The sequence below is a fragment of the Lentzea pudingi genome (assembly GCF_014646255.1).
Lineage (GTDB): Bacteria > Actinomycetota > Actinomycetes > Mycobacteriales > Pseudonocardiaceae > Lentzea > Lentzea pudingi.
Genome location: NZ_BMNC01000001.1, coordinates 227,889 through 246,533, shown reverse-complemented (window position 1 = coordinate 246,533; position 18,645 = coordinate 227,889). Strand labels below are relative to the sequence as shown.

Genomic DNA, 18,645 nt, shown 5'->3' with positions numbered 1-18,645 from the left:
GGTTGATCGACGTCCAACGTCAGACCGGCTCGGCGCGGTCACCGCCAACAACCTCGGATCGAACAGCAGGGAGCAGTCAGTGCGCAGGTGGGAGCTCGTCTCGGGCAGCGCGGCGAAGTTCTGGGAGGTCAGCCAGGCCGACGCCGCGGTCACCGTCCGCTTCGGACGGATCGACACGCACGGCCAGACCAAGACCAAGGACCTGGCCTCCGCAGAGGCAGCGAAGGCGCACGTCGCAAAGCTGGTGGCAGAAAAGGAGAAGAAGGGCTACCGCGCAGTCGCCGCCACCACCACCACCACCGAAGGCGAGGTGACCACGCCAGCCGCCACCGTCTCTCCGGCCGGCGCACCTCAGTCCGCCCCCGCCACAACTCGACCAGCCGGCCAGCCCACCACGGCCCCAGTCGGGGTGGACACGTCGCCGGGCACGCAGCCCGCCGACGCCACCCAATCCACCACCACCTCCGCCGGCACGCCCCAGCCGACCACCATCTCCCCCGGCATGCCCCAGCCGGCCACCACTCTCGCCAGCGCCACCCACCCCACCACCCCCGCCCTCACCCACCCCGCCACCCCACCCGAGACCGCCACCCAGCCCACCACCACTCCCCCAGCGCCTCACCCGCCCCTCTCTCCTCCCGCCTCTCACTCCAACACCCCCTCCCCCACCACCGAACTCCCCCCACCCACCGACGAAAACACCTGGGCCATGCCCAAAACCTGGCTGCGCGACGTGATCCGCCAACGCGACTTCCACCCCGCCCCGGAGTTCGCGGTCAACACCGCCCTGGCAGAAGAAGCAAGGCGCCGAACCACCACCCAAACAGACACCACCCAAACGGACACCACCCTCGAGCGGATCCTGTCCGAACCCACCTCCGACCACGACGTGGTGCAAGCAGCCCGCGACCACCTGGCCGGCCACCCCAACCCCCTGGGCGCGGCAGCGATCGCCGTCATCCTCACCATCGGCGAACAATCGGCACACGCCTGGATCGCCGACCACGGCCTGGCGTTCGCGACAGAAGCCACGATCGAGTTCACCAAGCTGGCCTGCGCGCGCGAATGGTTCTCACAGCAACGCGAGTACGGCCCCGAGCGCGTGGTGTCCCGCAGCTACCTCCACATCAACCTCGACAACGTCGAAGGCAAGATGCTCAAGACGATCCGGTACGCACTGGCGGTCGCGCCCGACACCGAACGCGACGCGGTGGAAGCCGTGCTCTCCAGGCTCGGCGAACAAGACCTGGTCAACGCGAAGCTGGCACGCACGTTCATGATGCCGGGCCGGTCAGACTGGTTCCACGAGGCGGCCCAGACGCCGAACTCGAACCACCGCTGGTGGGTCCTTCCCTGCAGCGCCACCACCTTCGAGGAGTTCGAGCACGCGCAGCTGTCCAACAGCAGCGTCGTGCTGCACACGGCGGTCTACGTGCTGGGCCCGGCGGTCGCGCCGTTGCTCGCGGTCGCGCTCGACCACCCGTACCAGCGCTCGGACCGCCGCAAGCAGGTGCTGAAGGTGCTCTCGGCGCTGCCCAGCGACGAGGCGTTCACCATCCTGCTCGACCGGATCGACACCAAGTACGTGCGTCCGGCGGTGCTGTCGATGATGGCCGCGTTCCCGGCGCGGGCGGCCCGGTTGCTGGGCGAACGCGCCGACCGCAGCGCCGAACTGCGGCAGTTGCTCGGCGTGCACCTCAAGACGTATCCGCACCTCGAAACGCCGGCCGGGTTCGTCGAGGTCGAGACGGTCGTGGTGCCGGAGGCTCCGGCGGAGGCGTTGCCACCGGTGCTGGCCTCGCCGCCCTGGCTGCACCGGAAGCCGCCGGTGAAGCCCGTGGTCGTGCCTGACCTGCCGGTGCCCGGCGCGTCGATCACGTGGCAGCCGGGCGAGCGGGAGGAGTGGCTGAGGGACGGCCACTGGGACACCCACCCCTACAAGACCTGGCAGCACTGGCTGGCGGAGTACAAGGCGGGCCGGATCGGTTACCGCATGGCCGACCTGCTCGTCGGGGCGCCCGAGGACGAGGTGCGGCACCTGCTCGCGGACTGGCAGCCGAACCTCGGCTGGAGCGCGGAGTCGGCGGGCAAGCGGCTGGCGGCGAAGTTCGGCTTCGACGCGTTGCCCCCGCTGCTGCGCATCGCGGAGCGGAGCTCGGGCACGGCGGTCATCCTGCTGCCCTTCGCCACACCGGAGGTGGCCGCGTTGATGGCCGACTGGCTGGTGCGGCTCAAGCAGGTGCGCAAGATCGCGCTGAGCTGGCTCGCCCGGCACCGCGAGCAGGCCGCGCGCCTCCTCGTCCCCGCCGCCCTGGGCAAGGCGGGTGCCGAGCGGCGCAACGCCGAGACCGCGCTCCGCCACCTGCACGCACTCGGTGTGGACGTGGTCGCGCTCGCCCCGAGCCCGGCCGCGGCCGCCGCTCTCGAGTCCTTCCTGGCCGTCGACCCGGTCGACGTGCTGCCCGCCAAGCTGCCGGCGATCGGTGAGTGGGCGGACACCCGCCTGCTGCCCCAGGTCCTGCTGGCCGACCGCAGGCAGGCCCTGTCCGCCGAGGCGGCGAAGCACCTGCTGATGACGGCCGCGCTATCCAAGCCGGGCGACGTCTACGCCGGGCTGCCACTCGCCCGCGAGGCACTCGACCCCGGTTCGCTGGCGGAGTTCGCCTGGGCCGTGTTCCAGCGCTGGCAGGAGGTCGGCGCGCCGTCGAAGGAGGGCTGGGCGCTGACCGCACTCGGCTGGTTCGGCGACGACTCGACGGTCCGCTCGCTGTCCCCGCTGATCCGCGTCTGGCCGGGTGAGAGCCAGCACGCCCGCGCCGTGACGGGCCTCGACGTCCTCGCCGACATCGGCACCGAGGTCGCGCTGTCCCACCTCAACAGCATCGCCGAGAAGGTGAAGTTCAAGGGCCTCAAGACGAAGGCCCAGGAGAAGGTCACCCAGATCGCCGACGAACTGGGTCTCTCCCGTGACCAGCTCGCCGACCGCCTCGTGCCGCGCCTGGGTCTCGACGACGCCGCCAGCCTCGTGATCGACTACGGCCCGCGCAGGTTCACCGTCGGCTTCGACGAACAGCTCAAGCCCTACGTCCTCGACCCGGACGGCAAGCGCCGCAAGGACCTCCCGAAGCCTGGCGCGAAGGACGACCAGGACCAGGCGCCGCTGGAGCACAAGCGGTTCATGGCGCTGAAGAAGGACGTCCGCACCATCGCGTCCGACCAGATCCAGCGGCTCGAACGCGCCATGGTCGACCAACGCACCTGGACCACCGAGGAGTTCCACACGGTCCTGGCCGGCCACCCGCTGCTGTGGCACATCGTCCGCCGGCTGGTGTGGATCACCGCGGACGGTGAGTCCTTCCGCCTGGCCGAGGACCGCACGCTCGCCGACTCCGGCGACGACGAGTTCATCCTGCCGCAGGCCTCGACCGTCCGGGTGGCGCACCCCGTGGACCTCCAGGACGTGCTGGAAGCCTGGGGCGAGGTCTTCGCCGACTACGAGATCCTCCAACCCTTCCCCCAGCTGGGCCGTCCACTGCACCTGGTGCCGCCGGGCGAGGACCTCCTGCCGCACCTGACGAAGTACTGCGACGCGGACTTCCCGATCGGCAAGATCCTCAGCCTCACCAAGAAGGGCTGGGTCCGCGGCGAACCGCAGGACGGCGGCGTGGAGTGCTGGATCACCCGCCCGCTGCCGACCGGCGGCGCCCTCGTCGCGTCCCTCGACCCCGGCATCGCGGTGGGCGCGATCGACATCTTCCCCGAGGTCAGGTTCACCGAGCTGTGGTTCTCCGCCAACGGGTACGGCTACTGGTCCTCCCAGCGCAACGCCACCGAAGCCCTGACCACCGACGCCATCACGGCCTCGGAGATCCTGTCCGAACTGGAGTCACTGCGGTAGCAAGCCGCGCGACAGGGGGTCTGATCAGCTCTTCAAGCTCACCGTGAAGAATTGTCAGACCCCCTGAGTAACGTCCGTGCACATCAACTCCCTTGTGTGGCCCCAGGAGGTAACGCAGTGCGCAGGTGGGAACTCGTCGCGGACGGCTCCGCGAAGTTCTGGGAGATCGAGCAGTCCGGCGCGACGGTGACCGTCCGGTTCGGACGGCTCGGCACCGCGGGCCAGACCCAGACCAAGGAGCTGGCCTCCGCCGAGACGGCCACCGCGCACGTCGCGAAACTGGTGGCGGAGAAGGAGAAGAAGGGCTACAGACCGGAAGGCCCGGCCGCCCAGCCCGGCATCGCAAGCCAAGCAACCACCTCACCGGCCACAGCCCGCCAGTCCACCGGCGCGAAGCCCACCACCGCGCAGCCCGGCACCACACCTGCCACCAGCGCCCCCGCCACTTCGCAGCCCTCCACAGAACCCAGCCCCACACCCCCGCCCGTCATCGACGAAGACACCTGGATCCTGCCCAAGGCCTGGGCACGGGACGCGGTGCGCCAGCGCGGCTTCCACCCGGAGCCTGAGTTCACGGTCGACCCGGCGAAGGCCGAGCAGGCGCGGCAGCTGATCACGGACCAGGCCGAGACGATCGAGCAGGCCTTCTCGGCCCAGGGCTCGGAGCCCGACCTGGTCAGCGCGGCTCGCGAGTACGTGGCCGGGCAGCCGAATCCCGTCGGAGCGGCGGCGATCGCGGCCATCACGAAGGCGAGCGTGCTCGCCGTGCACGCCTGGATCGCCGACCACGGCCTCGCCTTCGCCGCCACCGCGGTCGTCCAGCTCACGAGCCTCACGTACAGCGACCAGCGGAACCAGCACGGCAGGTGGACCGGGATCTGCCTGCGGTACCGCACGGGCAACTTCCAGACGTCGATCGGTGAACCGGAAGGCCTGATGCTCACTGCCGTCCGGTACGCGATCGCCGTCGCGAGCCCCGAGGAGCGCGCGGCGGCCGAGGGCGCGCTGGAGGAGCTCGGCGAGTCGGAGACCGGGCAGGAGCTGCGGTGCTACCTGATCCCTGAGCGGGCGGACTGGTTCACCCAGGTGCGCAAGCACCGGTACACGCGAAGCCGCTGGTGGATGCTGACGAGCAGCGCCCGCAGCCTCGAAGACTTCAGGGACATCGACGAATCGCTCACGACATCGGCGTTCGTGCTCTACACGGCGGTGTACGTGCTGGGGCCGGCCGTCGCGCCGTTGCTCGCGAAGGAGCTCGACTCCGACAGCTACCACCAGCGCACGGGAGGCCGCAAACAGGCGTTGACCGTGCTCGCGGCGCTACCGACCGACGAGGCGTTCACGATCCTGCTCGACCGGCTGGACGGGAAGTACGTGCTGCCCGCCGTGGTGTCCGCGATGAGGGCGTTCCCCGTGAGGGCGGCGCGGCTGCTGGCCGAGCGCGCGTCTTCGGGTGAGGCCGTGCGTCGGCTGCTGAACGTCCACCTGCGGAGCAACCCGCACCTGACCGTGCCCGGCGAGGTCGCCGCGCTGCTCGCCGAGTCCGCCGAGGCGATCGTGCCGGAGGCGAGCGCGGACCTGCTGCCACCGTTGCTGGCGTCGCCGCCGTGGCTGCATCGCCGCAAGCCCGTGAAACCCGTGGTGCTGGAGGACCTTCCGCTGCCGGAGCCGGTGGTGAGCTGGTTGCCCGGCGAGCACGCCGAGTGGCTGGCGTCCGGCTCTTCGTGGCTGCAGGACCAACGCGACTGGCGCAAGCTGCTCGAGGAGTACCTGGCCGGCGTCGTCGACTACTACGACAACGACCTGTTCCTCCTCGCGCCCGACGACGAGGTGCGGCACCTGCTCACGGACTGGACGCCGAACTACAGCTGGGGCGTCGAGGAGTGGGGCAAGAACCTGGCCGCCCGGTTCGGTGCCGATGCCGCGCCGCCGCTGCTCCGGCACGTCCAGTCCGCTCCCGCGGGGACCGCGATGCTGCTGATGCCGTTCGCGACGGCCGAGGTGGCCACGCAGATGGCCGACTGGTTCGCCCGGACCAAGTCGGCCCGGCGCTGGGGCCTCGAGTGGCTGGCCCGGCACCGCGAGCAGGCCGCCCGTCTGCTCATCCCGGCGGCCGCCGGGAAGGCCGGTGTCCCCCGCCGCAACGCCGAGGCCGCGCTGCGGCACCTGAACAACAACCTCGGTGTCGACGTGGCCGCGATCGCCAGGGAGTGCGGCGCCGAGGCCGCGATCGACGTCGTGCTGTCGGTCGACCCGGTCGACGTGCTGCCCACGAAGCTGCCGGCGATCGGCGAGTGGGCGGACACGCGCCTGCTGCCGCAGGTCCTGCTGGCGGACCGCACGCACGCGCTGTCCGCGGAGGCCGCCGGTCATCTGCTGATGACGGCCGCACTGTCCAAGCCCGGCGAGCTCTACGCCGGGCTGCCGGTCGTCCGCGAAGCGCTCGACCGCGATTCGTTGGCGGCGTTCGCCTGGGCCGCGTTCCAGGCGTGGGAACAGGCAGGCGGTCCGTCGAAGGAGAGCTGGGCGCTGGCCGCGCTCGGCTGGTTCGGCGACGACTCGACGGTGCGCGCGCTGTCGCCGTTGATCCGCAACTGGCCGGGTGAGAGCCAGCACGCCCGCGCCGTCGCAGGTCTCGACGTCCTCGCCGACATCGGCACCGAGGTCGCGCTCTCGCACCTGAACAGCATCGCCGAGAAGGTGTCGTTCAAGGGCCTCAAGACCAAGGCCCAGGAGAAGGTCGCCCAGATCGCGGCGGAGCTCGGTCTGTCCCGCGACCAGCTGTCGGACCGGCTGGTCCCGCGCCTGGGTCTCGACGACGCCGCGACCCTGGTGGTCGACTACGGCCCGCGGCAGTTCACGGTCGGCTTCGACGAGCAGCTCAAGCCGTTCGTGCTGGACCCGGACGGCAAGCGCCGCAAGGACCTCCCGAAGCCCGGCGCGAAGGACGACCAGGACCAGGCGCCGCTGGAGCACAAGCGGTTCATGGCGTTGAAGAAGGACGTCCGCACCATCGCGTCCGACCAGATCCAACGCCTCGAACGGGCCATGGTCGACCAGCGCACCTGGACCGCCGAGGAGTTCCACACGGTCCTGGCCGGCCACCCGCTGCTGTGGCACATCGTCCGCCGCCTGGTGTGGATCACCGCGGACGGTGAGTCCTTCCGCCTGGCCGAGGACCGCACGCTCGCCGACTCCGGCGACGACGAGTTCACGCTGCCCGAGACCGCGGTCGTGCGCGTGGCGCACCCGGTCGACCTGCGGGACGCGGCGCCGGCGTGGGGTGAGGTCTTCGCCGACTACGAGATCCTCCAGCCGTTCCCTCAGCTGGGCCGCCCGGTCCACCTGGTGGCGTCCGGAGAGGACGTCCTTCCCCGGCTGAAGAAGTCCTGCGACACCCCGTACCCGATCGGGAAGATCCTCGGCCTCACCAAGAAGGGCTGGGTGCGCGGCGAGCCGCAGGACGCGGGCGTCGAGTGCTGGATCACCCGGCCGTTCCCGGGCGGCGGCGCGCTCGTCGCGGCGATGGACCCCGGCATCGCGGTGGGCGCCATGGACGTCTTCCCGGAGGTCGCTTTCAGCGACATGTGGTTCTCGCCCAGCGGTCAAGGCACGTGGTCCGCACCGCGGGACGCCCCGGCCACCTTCGCGATCGATCCGATCACCCTTTCCGAGATCCTCTCCGAACTGGAGTCCCTGCAGTCATGACCAGCACCCGGACGATGCAGCGTCCTCCCGCCGAGGTCCGCTACGCCGACGAGCTCGCGCGCCTGCGGGACACCGACACCGCGCCCAAACCCCCCGGCTGGGCGCTGAGCCTCGACGCCGCGCGCAAGTTCGTGGTGGGTGACGAGAAGCGGGGCATCACCAAGAAGTTCGTGGGTGATCCGTCCCTCGTGGACCGGGCGCTGGTCACGCTCGCGACGAGCCGCGGCCTGATGCTCGTCGGCGAGCCGGGCACCGCGAAGTCGCTGCTGTCGGAGCTGATCGCGGCGGCGGTGTGCGGCGAGTCGACGCTGACGATCCAGGGTGGCGCGGCCACCACCGAGGACCAGATCAAGTACTCCTGGAACTACGCGCTGCTGGTCGCGGAGGGTCCGTCGCCGCGGTCGCTCGTGCCGGCGCCGATGCTGCGGGGCATGGCCGAGGGCAAGATCGTGCGGTTCGAGGAGATCACGCGCTGTCCGCTCGAGGTGCAGGACTGCATGCTGTCGATGCTGTCCGACCGAGTGATGGCGATCGGTGAGCTGAACGGCCCGGACGGCATGGTGTTCGCGCAGGACGGGTTCAACGTGATCGCCACGGCGAACACGCGGGACAGGGGCGTCAACGAGATGAGCGCCGCGCTCAAGCGGCGGTTCAACTTCGAGACGGTGTTCCCGATCGCGGACTTCGACACCGAGCTCGCGCTGGTCGAGCAGGAGTCGGCGAAGCTGCTGGAACGCTCCGGCGTGGAGCTCGCTCCGAGGCGCGACGTGCTGGAGGTCCTGGTCCGCACGTTCCGCGACCTGCGCGAGGGCAACGACAGGCTCACCACGGTGATGAGCACGGCCGAGGCCGTCTCGGTGGCGCACGCGGTCGGGCTGCGGGGCTGGTTCCTGCGAGGTGAGGTCGGGTCGGCGGCGGACGTCGTGGAGTGCCTCGCGGGCACGGCGGCGAAGGACAACGCCGAGGACCTGGCGCGGTTGCGGCGGTACCTGGAGCAGCACGCGGTGCGGCGCAAGGGCGACCAGTGGCAGGAGCTGCACCGTGCGCGGCACCTGCTGCCCGGCTGATGGGGGCCGTCTTCGTCGGCGTCCGGCACCACAGTCCCGCCTGTGCCCGGCTGGTCGCCGCCACGATCGCCGAACAGCAGCCCGCGTACGTGCTCGTCGAGGGTCCCGCCGACTTCAACGAGCGCATCGACGAGCTGCTGCTCGGGCACGAGTTGCCCGTCGCGTTGTTCAGCTACTCCGACCAGCACGCGTCGTGGTCGCCGTTCTGCGACTACTCGCCGGAGTGGGTGGCGATCACCGAGGCACGCCGTTGTGGCGCGGAGGTCAGGTTCATCGACCTGCCCGCGTGGCACGAGGCGTTCCGCGACGTCAACAACAGGTACGCGGACGCGGAGCTGCGGTACACCGAGGTCGTCGACCGGCTGTGCACGGAGTTCTCGGTCGACAACGTCGACGTGCTGTGGGACCACCTCTTCGAGTGCGAGACCGAGCCGGAGGGCATGGCCGAGTACTTCGACCTGTTGCGCGGCACGGCGACCGCGGACGAGGGCGACTCGGCGCGCGAGGAGTACATGGCGCGCTGGGTGCGGGCGGCGGTGCACGACGCGGGCGACCGGCCCGTCGTCGTGATCACCGGCGGCTTCCACACGGCCGCGCTCAAGGCGCAGCTCGACGGCGGCACCGAGTGGCCTGAGGTGCCGGAGCGCGAGCGGGGTGCGAGCTATCTCGTGCCGTATTCGCACGCACGGCTGGACGCCTTCACCGGCTACCAGTCGGGCATGCCGTCGCCCGGCTACTACCAGCGGGTCTGGGAGGAAGGGTCGCAACGGGCGGCGGACTGGCTGGTCGAGTCGGTGGCGACGCGGCTGCGCGGGCGGCAGCAGCCGGTGTCGACGGCCGACCTGATCGCGGCGCGCACGCAGGCCGGTGCGCTGGCGAGGTTGCGCGGGCACGAGAACCTGGCGCGCACCGACGTGCTCGACGGGCTGACCAGCGCGTTGATCTCCGAGGACCTGACGCAGCCGCCACCGTGGACGCGGCGCGGAACGCTGCAGCCCGGCGCGCACCCGGCGCTGGTCGAGATGCTCGGGGCGTTGCGGGGCGGCAAGGTCGGCCGGCTGCACCCGAGCACGCCCGCACCGCCGCTGGTGAACGCGGTGCAGGAGCTGCTGCGGACGCACGGGCTCGACCAGGAGGGCAAGGTCGCGCTCGACCTCACGGACCCGGAGGCGTTGGAGCGCAGCCGGGTCCTGCACCGCCTGCGGGTGCTGCGAATCCCCGGCTTCGAGCGCACGAGCGGTCCGTCCGAGGGCGCGCAGCCGAAGCTGGACGAGCAGTGGACGCTCCGGCCGGTCGAGGAACGGCTGGCCGCGTTGATCGAGGCCGCCGAGAACGGCGCCACGCTGGAGGAAGCGGCCGGGGTGGCGCTGGAACGCCGGTCCCGGCACGCGCAGCTCGAAGAACTGGCCGCGATCCTGTTCGACGCGGTGCTGTGCGGGATCTCGGCGCTGTCCGGCAGGGTCAAGCAGTCGCTCAACGAGGGCGTCCGGGACACGGGTGATCTGGCGGCGCTGGGTCACGTGCTGAGCGGCGTGCTCGGCCTGTGGCGGCACGACAGGTTGTTCGGCACCAGGAAGGACCCGCTGCTGGGCTCCGTGATCGACGTGGGCACGGCGCGGGTGCTGTGGCTGGTCGAGGGCCTGCACGGCGGCCCGGCCCCGGCCGACCCGCACCGCCTCAAGGCGATGGCGGCGACCAGGGACGCGGTGCTGCACGCCAGATCCGCGTTGTCACTGGACATAGTGGACGTCACGGGCGTGGCGACCCGAGTGAGCAACGACGTGCAGGCGCCGCCGGACCTGCGCGGTGCGGCGCTCGGACTGGCCTGGACGCTCGGCAGCCAGCCGGACGTCGGCAAGATCCGGGCCGTCGAGGCGCTCGGCGACTGGCTCACCGGGTTGTTCGCGGTGGCACGGGAAGAGGTGCTGGCGAGCCCGGACCTCGTCGGGGTGCTCGACGAGCTGATCAGTGCCATGGACTCCGACGAGTTCCTGGTGGCGCTGCCCGCGTTGCGGCTCGCCTTCAGCTACTTCCCTCCCCGGGAGAGGGAGACCATCGCGGCCACCGTCCTCGCCCATCGCGGTGTCGAGGGCAGCGCGAAGGGCGTCACCCGCCTGACCGCCGACCCGATCACCGTGGCGGAGGCGATGGCGATCGAGAAGCGCGTGGACGCGTTGCTGGTGAAGGGCGGACTGGCATGACGGACCTGGAACGCTGGCGGCTGATCCTCGGCGAACCGGCGTCGCGCTGCACCGGAGGCCTGCAGGGCGCCGCGGCCCGGCAGGACGCGGCGCTGGAGTGGCTCTACGGACGTGATCCGGGGCTGGCCGAACGCGGCGTGCGCAAGGGCGGCAGCGAGGACTCGGTGCTCAAGACCGTCGACTGGCTGGACGAGGTGCACACCCTCTTTCCGAGGGAGACGATCGAGCGGCTGGAGCGCGACGCGGTCGAGCGGTACGAGATCACCGACGTCGTCACGGATCCCGATGTGCTGCAACGGATCGAGCCGAACCCGGCGCTGCTGCGCGCGGTGCTGCGGACCAAGCACCTGATGAACCCGGCCGTGCTCGCGATGGCGCGCAAGATCGTCGAAGCGGTCGTGAAGCAGTTGATGGAGAAGTTGAAGACGGAGGTGCGCACGGCGTTCAGCGGCACCAGGTCGCGCCGGCCGAGCATCCACAAGAACTCGCGCAACTTCGACTTCCGTTCGACGATCAAAGCGAACCTCCAGCGCTACCAACCGGATGAGCGCAAGCTCGCGATCGAGCACCCGAAGTTCGTCTCGCGCACCAAGCGGCACTTGGAGCAGTGGCAGGTGATCCTGCTGGTGGACCAGTCGGGCTCGATGACCAGTTCGGTCATCCACTCGGCCGTCACGGCGGCGTGCCTGTGGGGGCTGCCGGGACTCAAGACGCACCTCGTCGCGTTCGACACCAACGTGGTCGACCTGACCTCGGACGTGACGGACCCGGTCGAGCTGCTGATGAAGGTGCAGCTCGGCGGCGGCACGGACATCGCCAAGGCCGTCGCCTACGGCGCCGAGCTCGTGGACAGCCCGCGCCGGTCGATCGTGGCGATCATCAGCGACTTCTACGAGGGCGGCAGCGAGGAACGGCTGGTCCGCACGGTCAAGGGCCTGTGCGAGCAGGGCACCCACGTGCTGGGCCTGGCAGCGCTGGACGACGAGGCGAACCCGGACTACGACAGGGCTTTGGGCCAGCGCCTCGCGAACGCCGGCGCCCACGTCGGCGCGATGACCCCCGGTCAACTGGCTGAATTCGTTGCGGAGAAACTCAGGTGACCAGACCCGACCTGCTGGCACTGACCCCGGACGCGCTCGCGGCGCTGACCAACCGCGGTCTGGTGAAACGTGCCGTCAAGGAGCTCGACGCGGGCGTCGTCCCCGCCCTCGACACCGATCCGGCCGGTGCCGTGCGGGTCAAGTTCCCGGACGGCACCACGACCACACTGCCACCAGGCACCACACTCGACGCGGCGCACTGCAGCTGCGGCGCGGCAGGAGTCTGCCGGCACCGCATCGCCGTCGTCCTCGCGTACCAACGCACCCAGGAAGCAAGCGCCCCCACCGAACTGTGGTCGCCCGGTGCCGTGACGGACGCCGAACTGGCGGCGTTGATGGGCGACCGCACCCTGCGCCGCGCCCGCAGGGCCCACCAGGCGGGCTACCGCGCGAAGCTCCGCCGCCCGACACAGGACGACCAGACGGCACAGGCAGAACTCCCGACCTGCACGGTCACGTTCCTGGTGCCCGGCGACCTGTCTTACGTCCACACCGACGCCGTCAACAAGGACGAAGCGACGGCGCTGGCGGTGTGGGCATTCCGCGAAGCGGACGAACAAGGCGCCGACACCATCGACGTAGGCGGATCCCCCACCACCGCAACGGATCTGACCGCCGTGACAGACCTGCTGGACCAGCTACTGCTGGACGGCACCACGAACGCGAGCGAGGTGCTGGACGTGGCCTGGCAACGCCTGCACCGCGACCTGACCGCGCAACGCCTGCACTGGCCAGCCGCGGTGATCACCGACCTGCTCGCCCAGCTGACGGCCTACCGCAACCGAAGCGCCGACTACGAGGCAGAACGGTTCGCCGCCCTGCTGACCGAACTGCACGCCCGCACCACGGCCACAGGCCCACGAGCCGAAGTCCTGGGCCCGGACGAACCAGCCGAGACCCCGCTCAAACGCGTCCGCCTGACCGCACTGGGCGCCCGCCTCCGCACAGGAACAACAGCCGACGTCTACTTCGCATCGGGCGACGTGGTGCTGGTACAGCGCGACACCCCAAGGCGCACAGGCCAACACCTGGCAGCGTCGAACGTGGTGTCCGAATCGGCAACCCGAAGCGCAAGCCGCGCAGTAACGCTGAAAACCAGCCGCGTAGCCAAAACCTCGCTGACCCCGGTAGGCACCGCCTGGAACCACCTCGCCCAGGCCCTGGTGATCGAGGACTACACCGCAGCCGCCACCACCCTGGCCGAACTACCACCCCGCCAGGTCCGCGCCAGGGTGGAAGCAGAACTGGTCCGCGCTCTACGAGTAGCCGAGGTCACCGACCTCGCCTACGACCCGGCCGCACAACGCCTGACGGCAACTCTGCACTCCCCCACCGGCACAACGTGCCTACTGGAAGCAACCCACCGAGCCGTAGCCCCCAACGCCCTGGACGCGCTGACAACAGCACTACGAGCAACCCCGACAACGATCACCGGCACAATCCGCCGCCACCGGGGCACGCTGGTAGTGGACCCACTGGCAGTCCACACCCCGACAGGCGTGGTGGTGCCCGACCTAACGACCGACACAACACCGCAACCCCTCCAGCCAGGCACCACAACATCCGACCCGCTGAGCGCAGCGATAGACAGCGCCCTGACAGTGCTGGCCGAGGCCGCACACCGAGGCCTGGACCACCTGACAGCAAGCCTGCTGACCCGCGTCCGCGAGGTAGGCACCCACCTGCACAACGCGGGCCTGCACACAGCGGCAACCCACACAACGGCGTTCGCCGACGCCCCAACCCCGACCACCTGGCTGACAGCGCACCTGCGATTACTGGTGACAGCCGACGCCCGCTGACGCCCCTGTGGACAACCTGACATCCTGTGGACAACCGGGGAACCAAATCCGGTGTTCGCGCGTTGCGTCAGGTGGAATCGCGCGGAGGAGCGGTCGGCACCGCGTCAGCCCACAGCACATACGGCGCCAAGCACGGTCCGTCCCACCGGTACCGTCTCAGCTCCTCCGGTGGCCGCCTCAGCCTGCACCGGCACCGCTTTAGCTCCTCCGGCACCGCTTCAGCCTGCACCGGCACCGCTTAGCACTGCCGGTACCGCCTCAACCAACCGCGCACACGAACCCAGGCGCAAGCGCGAACCGTCCGGTCGTCATCGCGTACATCGCACGCGGGATCCAGGCGCGACCACCCTCGTCACCCCGCCGCATACGTGGCGCCAGGCACGTGCCGCCCAACCGCCCCCTCCCCAACCGGCCCCGCCACCACCGGCCCCGCCCCAACCGATCCGGCCACCACCGGCCCCGCCCCAACCGATCCGGCCACCACCGAGGCCCCAGCCGCCACCGACGACCCGGCCACCACCGACGACGTCGGGTCGATGCGCTGGGACAGCACGTAGTCCTCGGCAGCCTCCGCCACCCGCCCGAGCCGTTCCAGCACGAACCCCCGCAGGTACGCGGCACGAGCGGCACCCCACCCGCCCAGCGCGATGCCGCGGCCGTAGGCGTCCAGCGCCTCCTCCAGCCGGCCGCTCGCGGCCAGCGCGTCCCCGGACAGCGCCCAGGTCCTGTCATCGCCCGGACTGAGCTCGACCAGCTCGGCCGCGTACCCGACAGCACGCTGGCCCAGGCCCACGGTGAGGTGGGTCCGCACCAGGAACGCGTGCAGGGCGTAGGCCTCGTCGGCCCAGGCGAGCCGGTCCATCTCGGTGGCCGGGGTGATGGCGGTCAGCGATTCGAGGGCGCGGCCCAGGAGGCGGTGGGTTTCGGCGATGTCGCGGCGCACGAACGGGACCGCGGCTATCGCGCGGTGCAGGCGTGCTCGGTTCAGCAGGCCCGTGAAGCCGTTCTGCGGTAGTTCGGAGTTGGCTTTCGTCGCCAGTGCGGCGGCGGCTTGCAGGGAGGTGGAGTCTGCGCCTCGGGCCGCGGTGCGGAAGACCACCAGCAGTGCCAGGTCTCGGCGGGTCTCGGCGGGGAGGCCGGATCTGGCTCCTCGTAGTGCCATCGCCTCCACGGCGGAGGACGGGAGGTGGCAGCGCAGGACGGCCAGTTGTTCCAGGGCCAGGTCTGGGGAGAGCACGTGTTTGCGCGGGTCGATGACGCTCAGGCCGATCACCGCGGCTGCGCGGTGTGGGTAGCCCAGGCGCAGCAGCAGGTCGCAGGCGAGGCGGCGTTCGGCTGGGCGCAGGGAGCCCAGGGCTCGTTCGTGGACTCGCCACCACAGTTCGGAGGCGAGGTCGACCGGGAAGGTCGTCATGTCCGGGCCTCCGCCGTCCAGGCGGCCCCAACTGGCGGACGTCAGCAGGCGTAGCTGGGCGGAGGGTGGTGGTTCGAAGCGGGGGACGGCCGCTGACGTGCCTGTCACGAAGGCGCTCGCCATGGCGTGGGTGATGCGCGCGTGCAACGCGGAGGTCGGCGCGGGGGCGGCCAGTCCTGCGTAGACGTGGCAGGCCACCGGGACGCCTGCGGTGCGGAGGGCGCGCAGGCGGGTGGCCAGCGCTCGGGGGCTTGGGTCGGTGCGGTACCGCGGCATCGCGGACATGCGGGCCTCCCTCAGTTCAGCAGTTCCCAGCCGCGCCGGGTCAGGCGGTGGCGGACCGACCTGCCGTTGCGGTGGGTGGAGACGAAGCCCGCTGTGCGCAGGGCTGTCGCGTGTTGTGAGGCCGTGGGCAGGCTGATGCCCACGTGCTTGGCCAGTTCTGTGGTGGTGCGTTCGCAGGTCAGCGCCCGCAGCACCAGGGTTCGGGTGCGGCCCAGGGCGAGTTCGAGGCTGGCGCCGCTCGGCTGGGGTGCGGTGACCGGGTAGAAGAGCAGCGGCTGGGGTTCGGCGAACATCGACACCGCCGGGCGGGTCAGGCCGTTGAGCACCGGCACGATCAGCATTCCGGTGCCGCGCAACGAGATCTCGGTGTCCCAGCCCAGTTCGACGTGCAGGGCGGGTGAGGTCCACGAGATCGACGGGTGCAGGTGGCCGAGCAGGTCTCCGAGGCCGCGCGTCACCGCCTGCGACGACCTCAGTCGTACCTCGGCCTCGAACGACTGGCGGGTCTGCGACCAGTTCGGTCCCAGCAGGTCGCGGAAGCCCGCGCGGAACGCCGATCTCAGGTCCTGGCGTGAGGTCGGGGTGCCGGCCGCGAACGAGCGCAGCCACGGCGAGGTGGTGCCGAGCATGCTCGCGATCTGGTCGCGCACCCGTGTCGAGGGCACGTCGAGCACCTGGCACACGGCGTCGTCGAAGTCGGGCTGGGCGGAGTTGAAGAAGTCGGGGAGGAAACGGCCGGGTCTGATCAGTTCGGCGAGCGGGCGGATGTGCGGGAGCAGCAGGCGGTCCCAGTTGCCGCTGTGCACCGTGAACACCAGCTCGTACATCGGCAGCGGCGCCGAGGCGAACCGCGTGCGCGCGAGGTCTTCGAGCTCGAACAGAACGGTCAGTCCGCGCCCTTTGGGCACGGTTTCGGACATGACGATCGGCATGTGCGTTCCCCCCGGAGTGCAACCACTTCCGAAGGTACGCAGACTTCGTTGTCCGGTGTCAGCGTTGTTCCGGTTGACAACGTTCAGTGGACAAAGTCAGACGAGCGGCCCGGCCTGCTCGGTGAGCTTCAGCAGCAGGTCACGGGTGCGTGAGCGTTCCTCGTCGGACTCCTGGTCGCGCCACAGCAGGTCCGCCAGCGTCACCCCATCGAGTGCACGGGAGATGAGGTCCGCCCGTTGCGGGTGCAGGCCGTCGGAGTCGGTCTGCTGCCTCCAGCGGGTCGCGGCGACGTCCATCCGCTGCTGCAGTTCCGGGACGCCGAGCAGCGCCGTCACGACGGACGGGTGCGACCACAGGTCCTGGGGTTCGAAGGTCGCCCTGATGTGCGCGCGGGTCCAACGGCCGGGGGTGTCCTCCGGTTCGAGCAGCCGCGTGACCGTCGCGTCGTAGTGGTCGAACCACTCCTCGATCAGTCCGGCGATCAACGCCTGCTTGCTGCGGAAGTGGTGCAGCAGGCCGCCCTTCGAGACGCCCGCCTCCTTCGCCACGGCGTCGAGGCTGACGTTGGGGCCCTGCTCGATCAGGGCGCGCGCGGCTGCGGCGAGCACCTCACGGCGGGTGCGGGGCGCGTTGCGCTGCTCTCCGGGCATGGTGATCAACCTATCGTTTGCCTAGCCGACCGTCTGGACGGTACGTTACTTTGCAGACCACATGGTCGGCTAAGGGGGGTTCGTCATGCGTAAGTGGGCAGCACTGAGCGTGCTCTCGCTCGCGTTGTTGTTGATCGCGGTGGACGGCACGGTGCTCGCGCTCGCGATTCCCGCGCTGCAGCAGGACCTGGCGCCGTCGACGGCGGAGGTGCTGTGGATCGGCGACATCTACTCGTTCGTGCTGGGCGGCCTGCTCGTCACGATGGGCACGCTCGGCGATCGGATCGGCCGGAAGAAGCTGCTGCTCACGGGCGCGTTCGGCTTCGGTCTCGCCTCGCTGCTGGCCGCGTTCGCGCCGACCGCGGGCTGGTTGGTCGTGGCCCGCGCCCTGCTCGGCGTGGCGGGCGCGACGATCATGCCGTCGACGTTGTCGATCATCCGCAACCTGTTCACCGACCCCGCCGAACGCACGCGGGCGGTGGCGGTCTGGGCCGCGACGGCGACGGCCGGTGCCGCGCTCGGGCCACTGATCGGCGGTGCGCTGCTGCAGCACTTCTGGTGGGGTTCAGTGTTCGTGATCAACCTGCCGGTAATGGCGGCGCTGCTCGTGTTCGGCGCTTGGTGGCTGCCGGAGTCGCGTGACCCGGACCCCGGCCCGTTCGACCTGGTCTCGGCCCTGTTGTCGGCGGTCGGTGTCGTGCCGCTGGTCTACGCGGTCAAGGAGGTCGCGCTGGGCGGGCCGAGCTGGACGGCCCTCGCGGCCGGGCTCGTCGGCGTGGCGGGGCTGTGGTTGTTCGTGCGGCGGCAGCAGGCCTCGCGGCACCCGATGATCGACGTGGCGCTGTTCCGCGAACCGGCGTTCAGCGGGGCCGTGGGCGCCAGCATGATCGCGATCTTCGCGCTGACCGGGCTGGTGTTCTTCCTGTCGCAGTACTTCCAGAACGTGCTGGGCTACTCGCCGCTGGAGGCGGGCCTGCGCGAACTGCCGCTGGGTCTCGCCGGGGTGCTCGTCGTCGCCGCGATCGGACCCGTCGTCCGGCTGCTCGGCCGCGGCCGGGCGATCGCGGCAGGTCTGCTGGCCAGCGCGGGTGGTCTGGTGATCGTCGGGGTCTGGGCGCAGTACAGCGCCATCGCGGTCGCGTTGGTGATCATCGGTGCCGGGGTGGGTCTCGCGCTGACGCTCACGACGGACGCCGTGGTGTCCGCGGTGCCGGCGGACAAGGCCGGCGCGGCCTCGGCGGTGTCGGAGACGGCGTACGAGCTCGGCGCGGCGCTGGGCATCGCGGTGCTCGGGACCGTGCTGTCGGCGTGGGCCGCGACCGGCACGTTCACCGAGGCGATGCAGGGCACGGCCATGGTGGCGGCCGCGCTGGTGGCTCTGGCGTCCTTTGTGGCCTACCGGCTCATTCCGAACGGGGAGCGGACGCCTCGGCCAGCCGCTCGTGCAGACGTTCCCTGATCTGGTCCGGCGTGTAGGCGGCACGGCGGCGCTGGTTGCGGGCGACGACCACGCCGCTCGCCGCGACACCCGCGAAAGCGGCCATACCGATCACCTTCCACAGCTTCATGTGCCTAGGCTACCGACCC

11 protein-coding genes are annotated in these 18,645 nt (G+C 70.7%); 7 read left to right on the top strand and 4 right to left on the bottom strand.

The genetic code is table 11. The features are described from left to right. The first annotated feature begins 79 nt into the window (after positions 1–79). The 6 genes from IEY88_RS44980 (at position 80) to IEY88_RS01110 (ending at position 13,776) form a co-directional block, all read left to right on the top strand. Complete coding sequence (locus tag IEY88_RS44980; protein ID WP_189152660.1) at positions 80–3,898, top strand: DUF4132 domain-containing protein; 3,819 nt, start codon at positions 80–82, stop codon at positions 3,896–3,898. A gap of 117 nt (positions 3,899–4,015) precedes the next feature. Then, positions 4,016–7,606: a DUF4132 domain-containing protein gene (locus tag IEY88_RS01130; protein WP_189152659.1), complete on the top strand. Its 3,591-nt coding sequence runs from the start codon at positions 4,016–4,018 to the stop codon at positions 7,604–7,606. After that, on the top strand, positions 7,603–8,673 hold the full coding sequence (locus tag IEY88_RS01125) for an ATP-binding protein (protein WP_229692981.1): 1,071 nt from the start codon (positions 7,603–7,605) through the stop codon (positions 8,671–8,673). The genes IEY88_RS01130 and IEY88_RS01125 overlap by 4 nt, the downstream gene beginning before the upstream one ends. Continuing rightward, a complete protein-coding gene (locus IEY88_RS01120; protein ID WP_229692980.1) occupies positions 8,631–10,874 on the top strand; it encodes a DUF5682 family protein in 2,244 nt (747 codons plus the stop codon). Before IEY88_RS01125 ends, IEY88_RS01120 begins: the two co-directional genes overlap by 43 nt. Next, positions 10,871–11,974, top strand: coding sequence for a VWA domain-containing protein (locus IEY88_RS01115; protein ID WP_189152658.1), 1,104 nt, complete (start codon positions 10,871–10,873; stop codon positions 11,972–11,974). Before IEY88_RS01120 ends, IEY88_RS01115 begins: the two co-directional genes overlap by 4 nt. Continuing rightward, the gene (locus IEY88_RS01110) at positions 11,971–13,776 is read left to right on the top strand and encodes a YehQ family protein (protein WP_189152657.1); all 1,806 of its coding nucleotides are present in this window, start codon (positions 11,971–11,973) and stop codon (positions 13,774–13,776) included. Before IEY88_RS01115 ends, IEY88_RS01110 begins: the two co-directional genes overlap by 4 nt. Before the next feature lie 352 nt (positions 13,777–14,128). Here the strand turns inward: IEY88_RS01110 and IEY88_RS01105 are convergent, their stop codons facing one another. The 3 genes from IEY88_RS01105 to IEY88_RS01095 form a co-directional block, all read right to left on the bottom strand. Then, positions 14,129–15,475 (bottom strand): tetratricopeptide repeat protein, encoded by a 1,347-nt coding sequence (locus IEY88_RS01105; protein WP_189152656.1) that lies wholly within the window; start codon positions 15,473–15,475, stop codon positions 14,129–14,131. Between the two features lie 11 nt (positions 15,476–15,486). Continuing rightward, a complete protein-coding gene (locus IEY88_RS01100; RefSeq protein ID WP_189152655.1) occupies positions 15,487–16,407 on the bottom strand; it encodes an ArsR/SmtB family transcription factor in 921 nt (306 codons plus the stop codon). A 96-nt stretch (positions 16,408–16,503) separates the two neighbouring features. Then, positions 16,504–17,058, bottom strand: coding sequence for a TetR/AcrR family transcriptional regulator (locus tag IEY88_RS01095; protein ID WP_189152654.1), 555 nt, complete (start codon positions 17,056–17,058; stop codon positions 16,504–16,506). Positions 17,059–17,143: 85 nt separating this feature from the next. Between IEY88_RS01095 and IEY88_RS01090 the strand changes: the two genes are divergently transcribed. After that, positions 17,144–18,517: an MFS transporter gene (locus tag IEY88_RS01090; protein WP_189152653.1), complete on the top strand. Its 1,374-nt coding sequence runs from the start codon at positions 17,144–17,146 to the stop codon at positions 18,515–18,517. Here IEY88_RS01090 and IEY88_RS01085 read toward each other — a convergent pair. Further along, the gene (locus IEY88_RS01085; RefSeq protein ID WP_169745998.1) at positions 18,462–18,626 is read right to left on the bottom strand and encodes a hypothetical protein; all 165 of its coding nucleotides are present in this window, start codon (positions 18,624–18,626) and stop codon (positions 18,462–18,464) included. The genes IEY88_RS01090 and IEY88_RS01085 overlap by 56 nt on opposite strands. Positions 18,627–18,645: the final 19 nt, after the last annotated feature.

Coding starts and splice junctions, on each gene's coding strand:
- IEY88_RS01125 (WP_229692981.1), top strand. CDS start 7,603: ATGACCAGCACCCGGACGATGCAGCGTCCTCCCGCCGAGGTCCGCTAC.
- IEY88_RS01115 (WP_189152658.1), top strand. CDS start 10,871: ATGACGGACCTGGAACGCTGGCGGCTGATCCTCGGCGAACCGGCGTCG.
- IEY88_RS01105 (WP_189152656.1), bottom strand. CDS start 15,475: ATGTCCGCGATGCCGCGGTACCGCACCGACCCAAGCCCCCGAGCGCTG.
- IEY88_RS01100 (WP_189152655.1), bottom strand. CDS start 16,407: ATGCCGATCGTCATGTCCGAAACCGTGCCCAAAGGGCGCGGACTGACC.
- IEY88_RS01095 (WP_189152654.1), bottom strand. CDS start 17,058: ATGCCCGGAGAGCAGCGCAACGCGCCCCGCACCCGCCGTGAGGTGCTC.
- IEY88_RS01090 (WP_189152653.1), top strand. CDS start 17,144: ATGCGTAAGTGGGCAGCACTGAGCGTGCTCTCGCTCGCGTTGTTGTTG.
- IEY88_RS01085 (WP_169745998.1), bottom strand. CDS start 18,626: ATGAAGCTGTGGAAGGTGATCGGTATGGCCGCTTTCGCGGGTGTCGCG.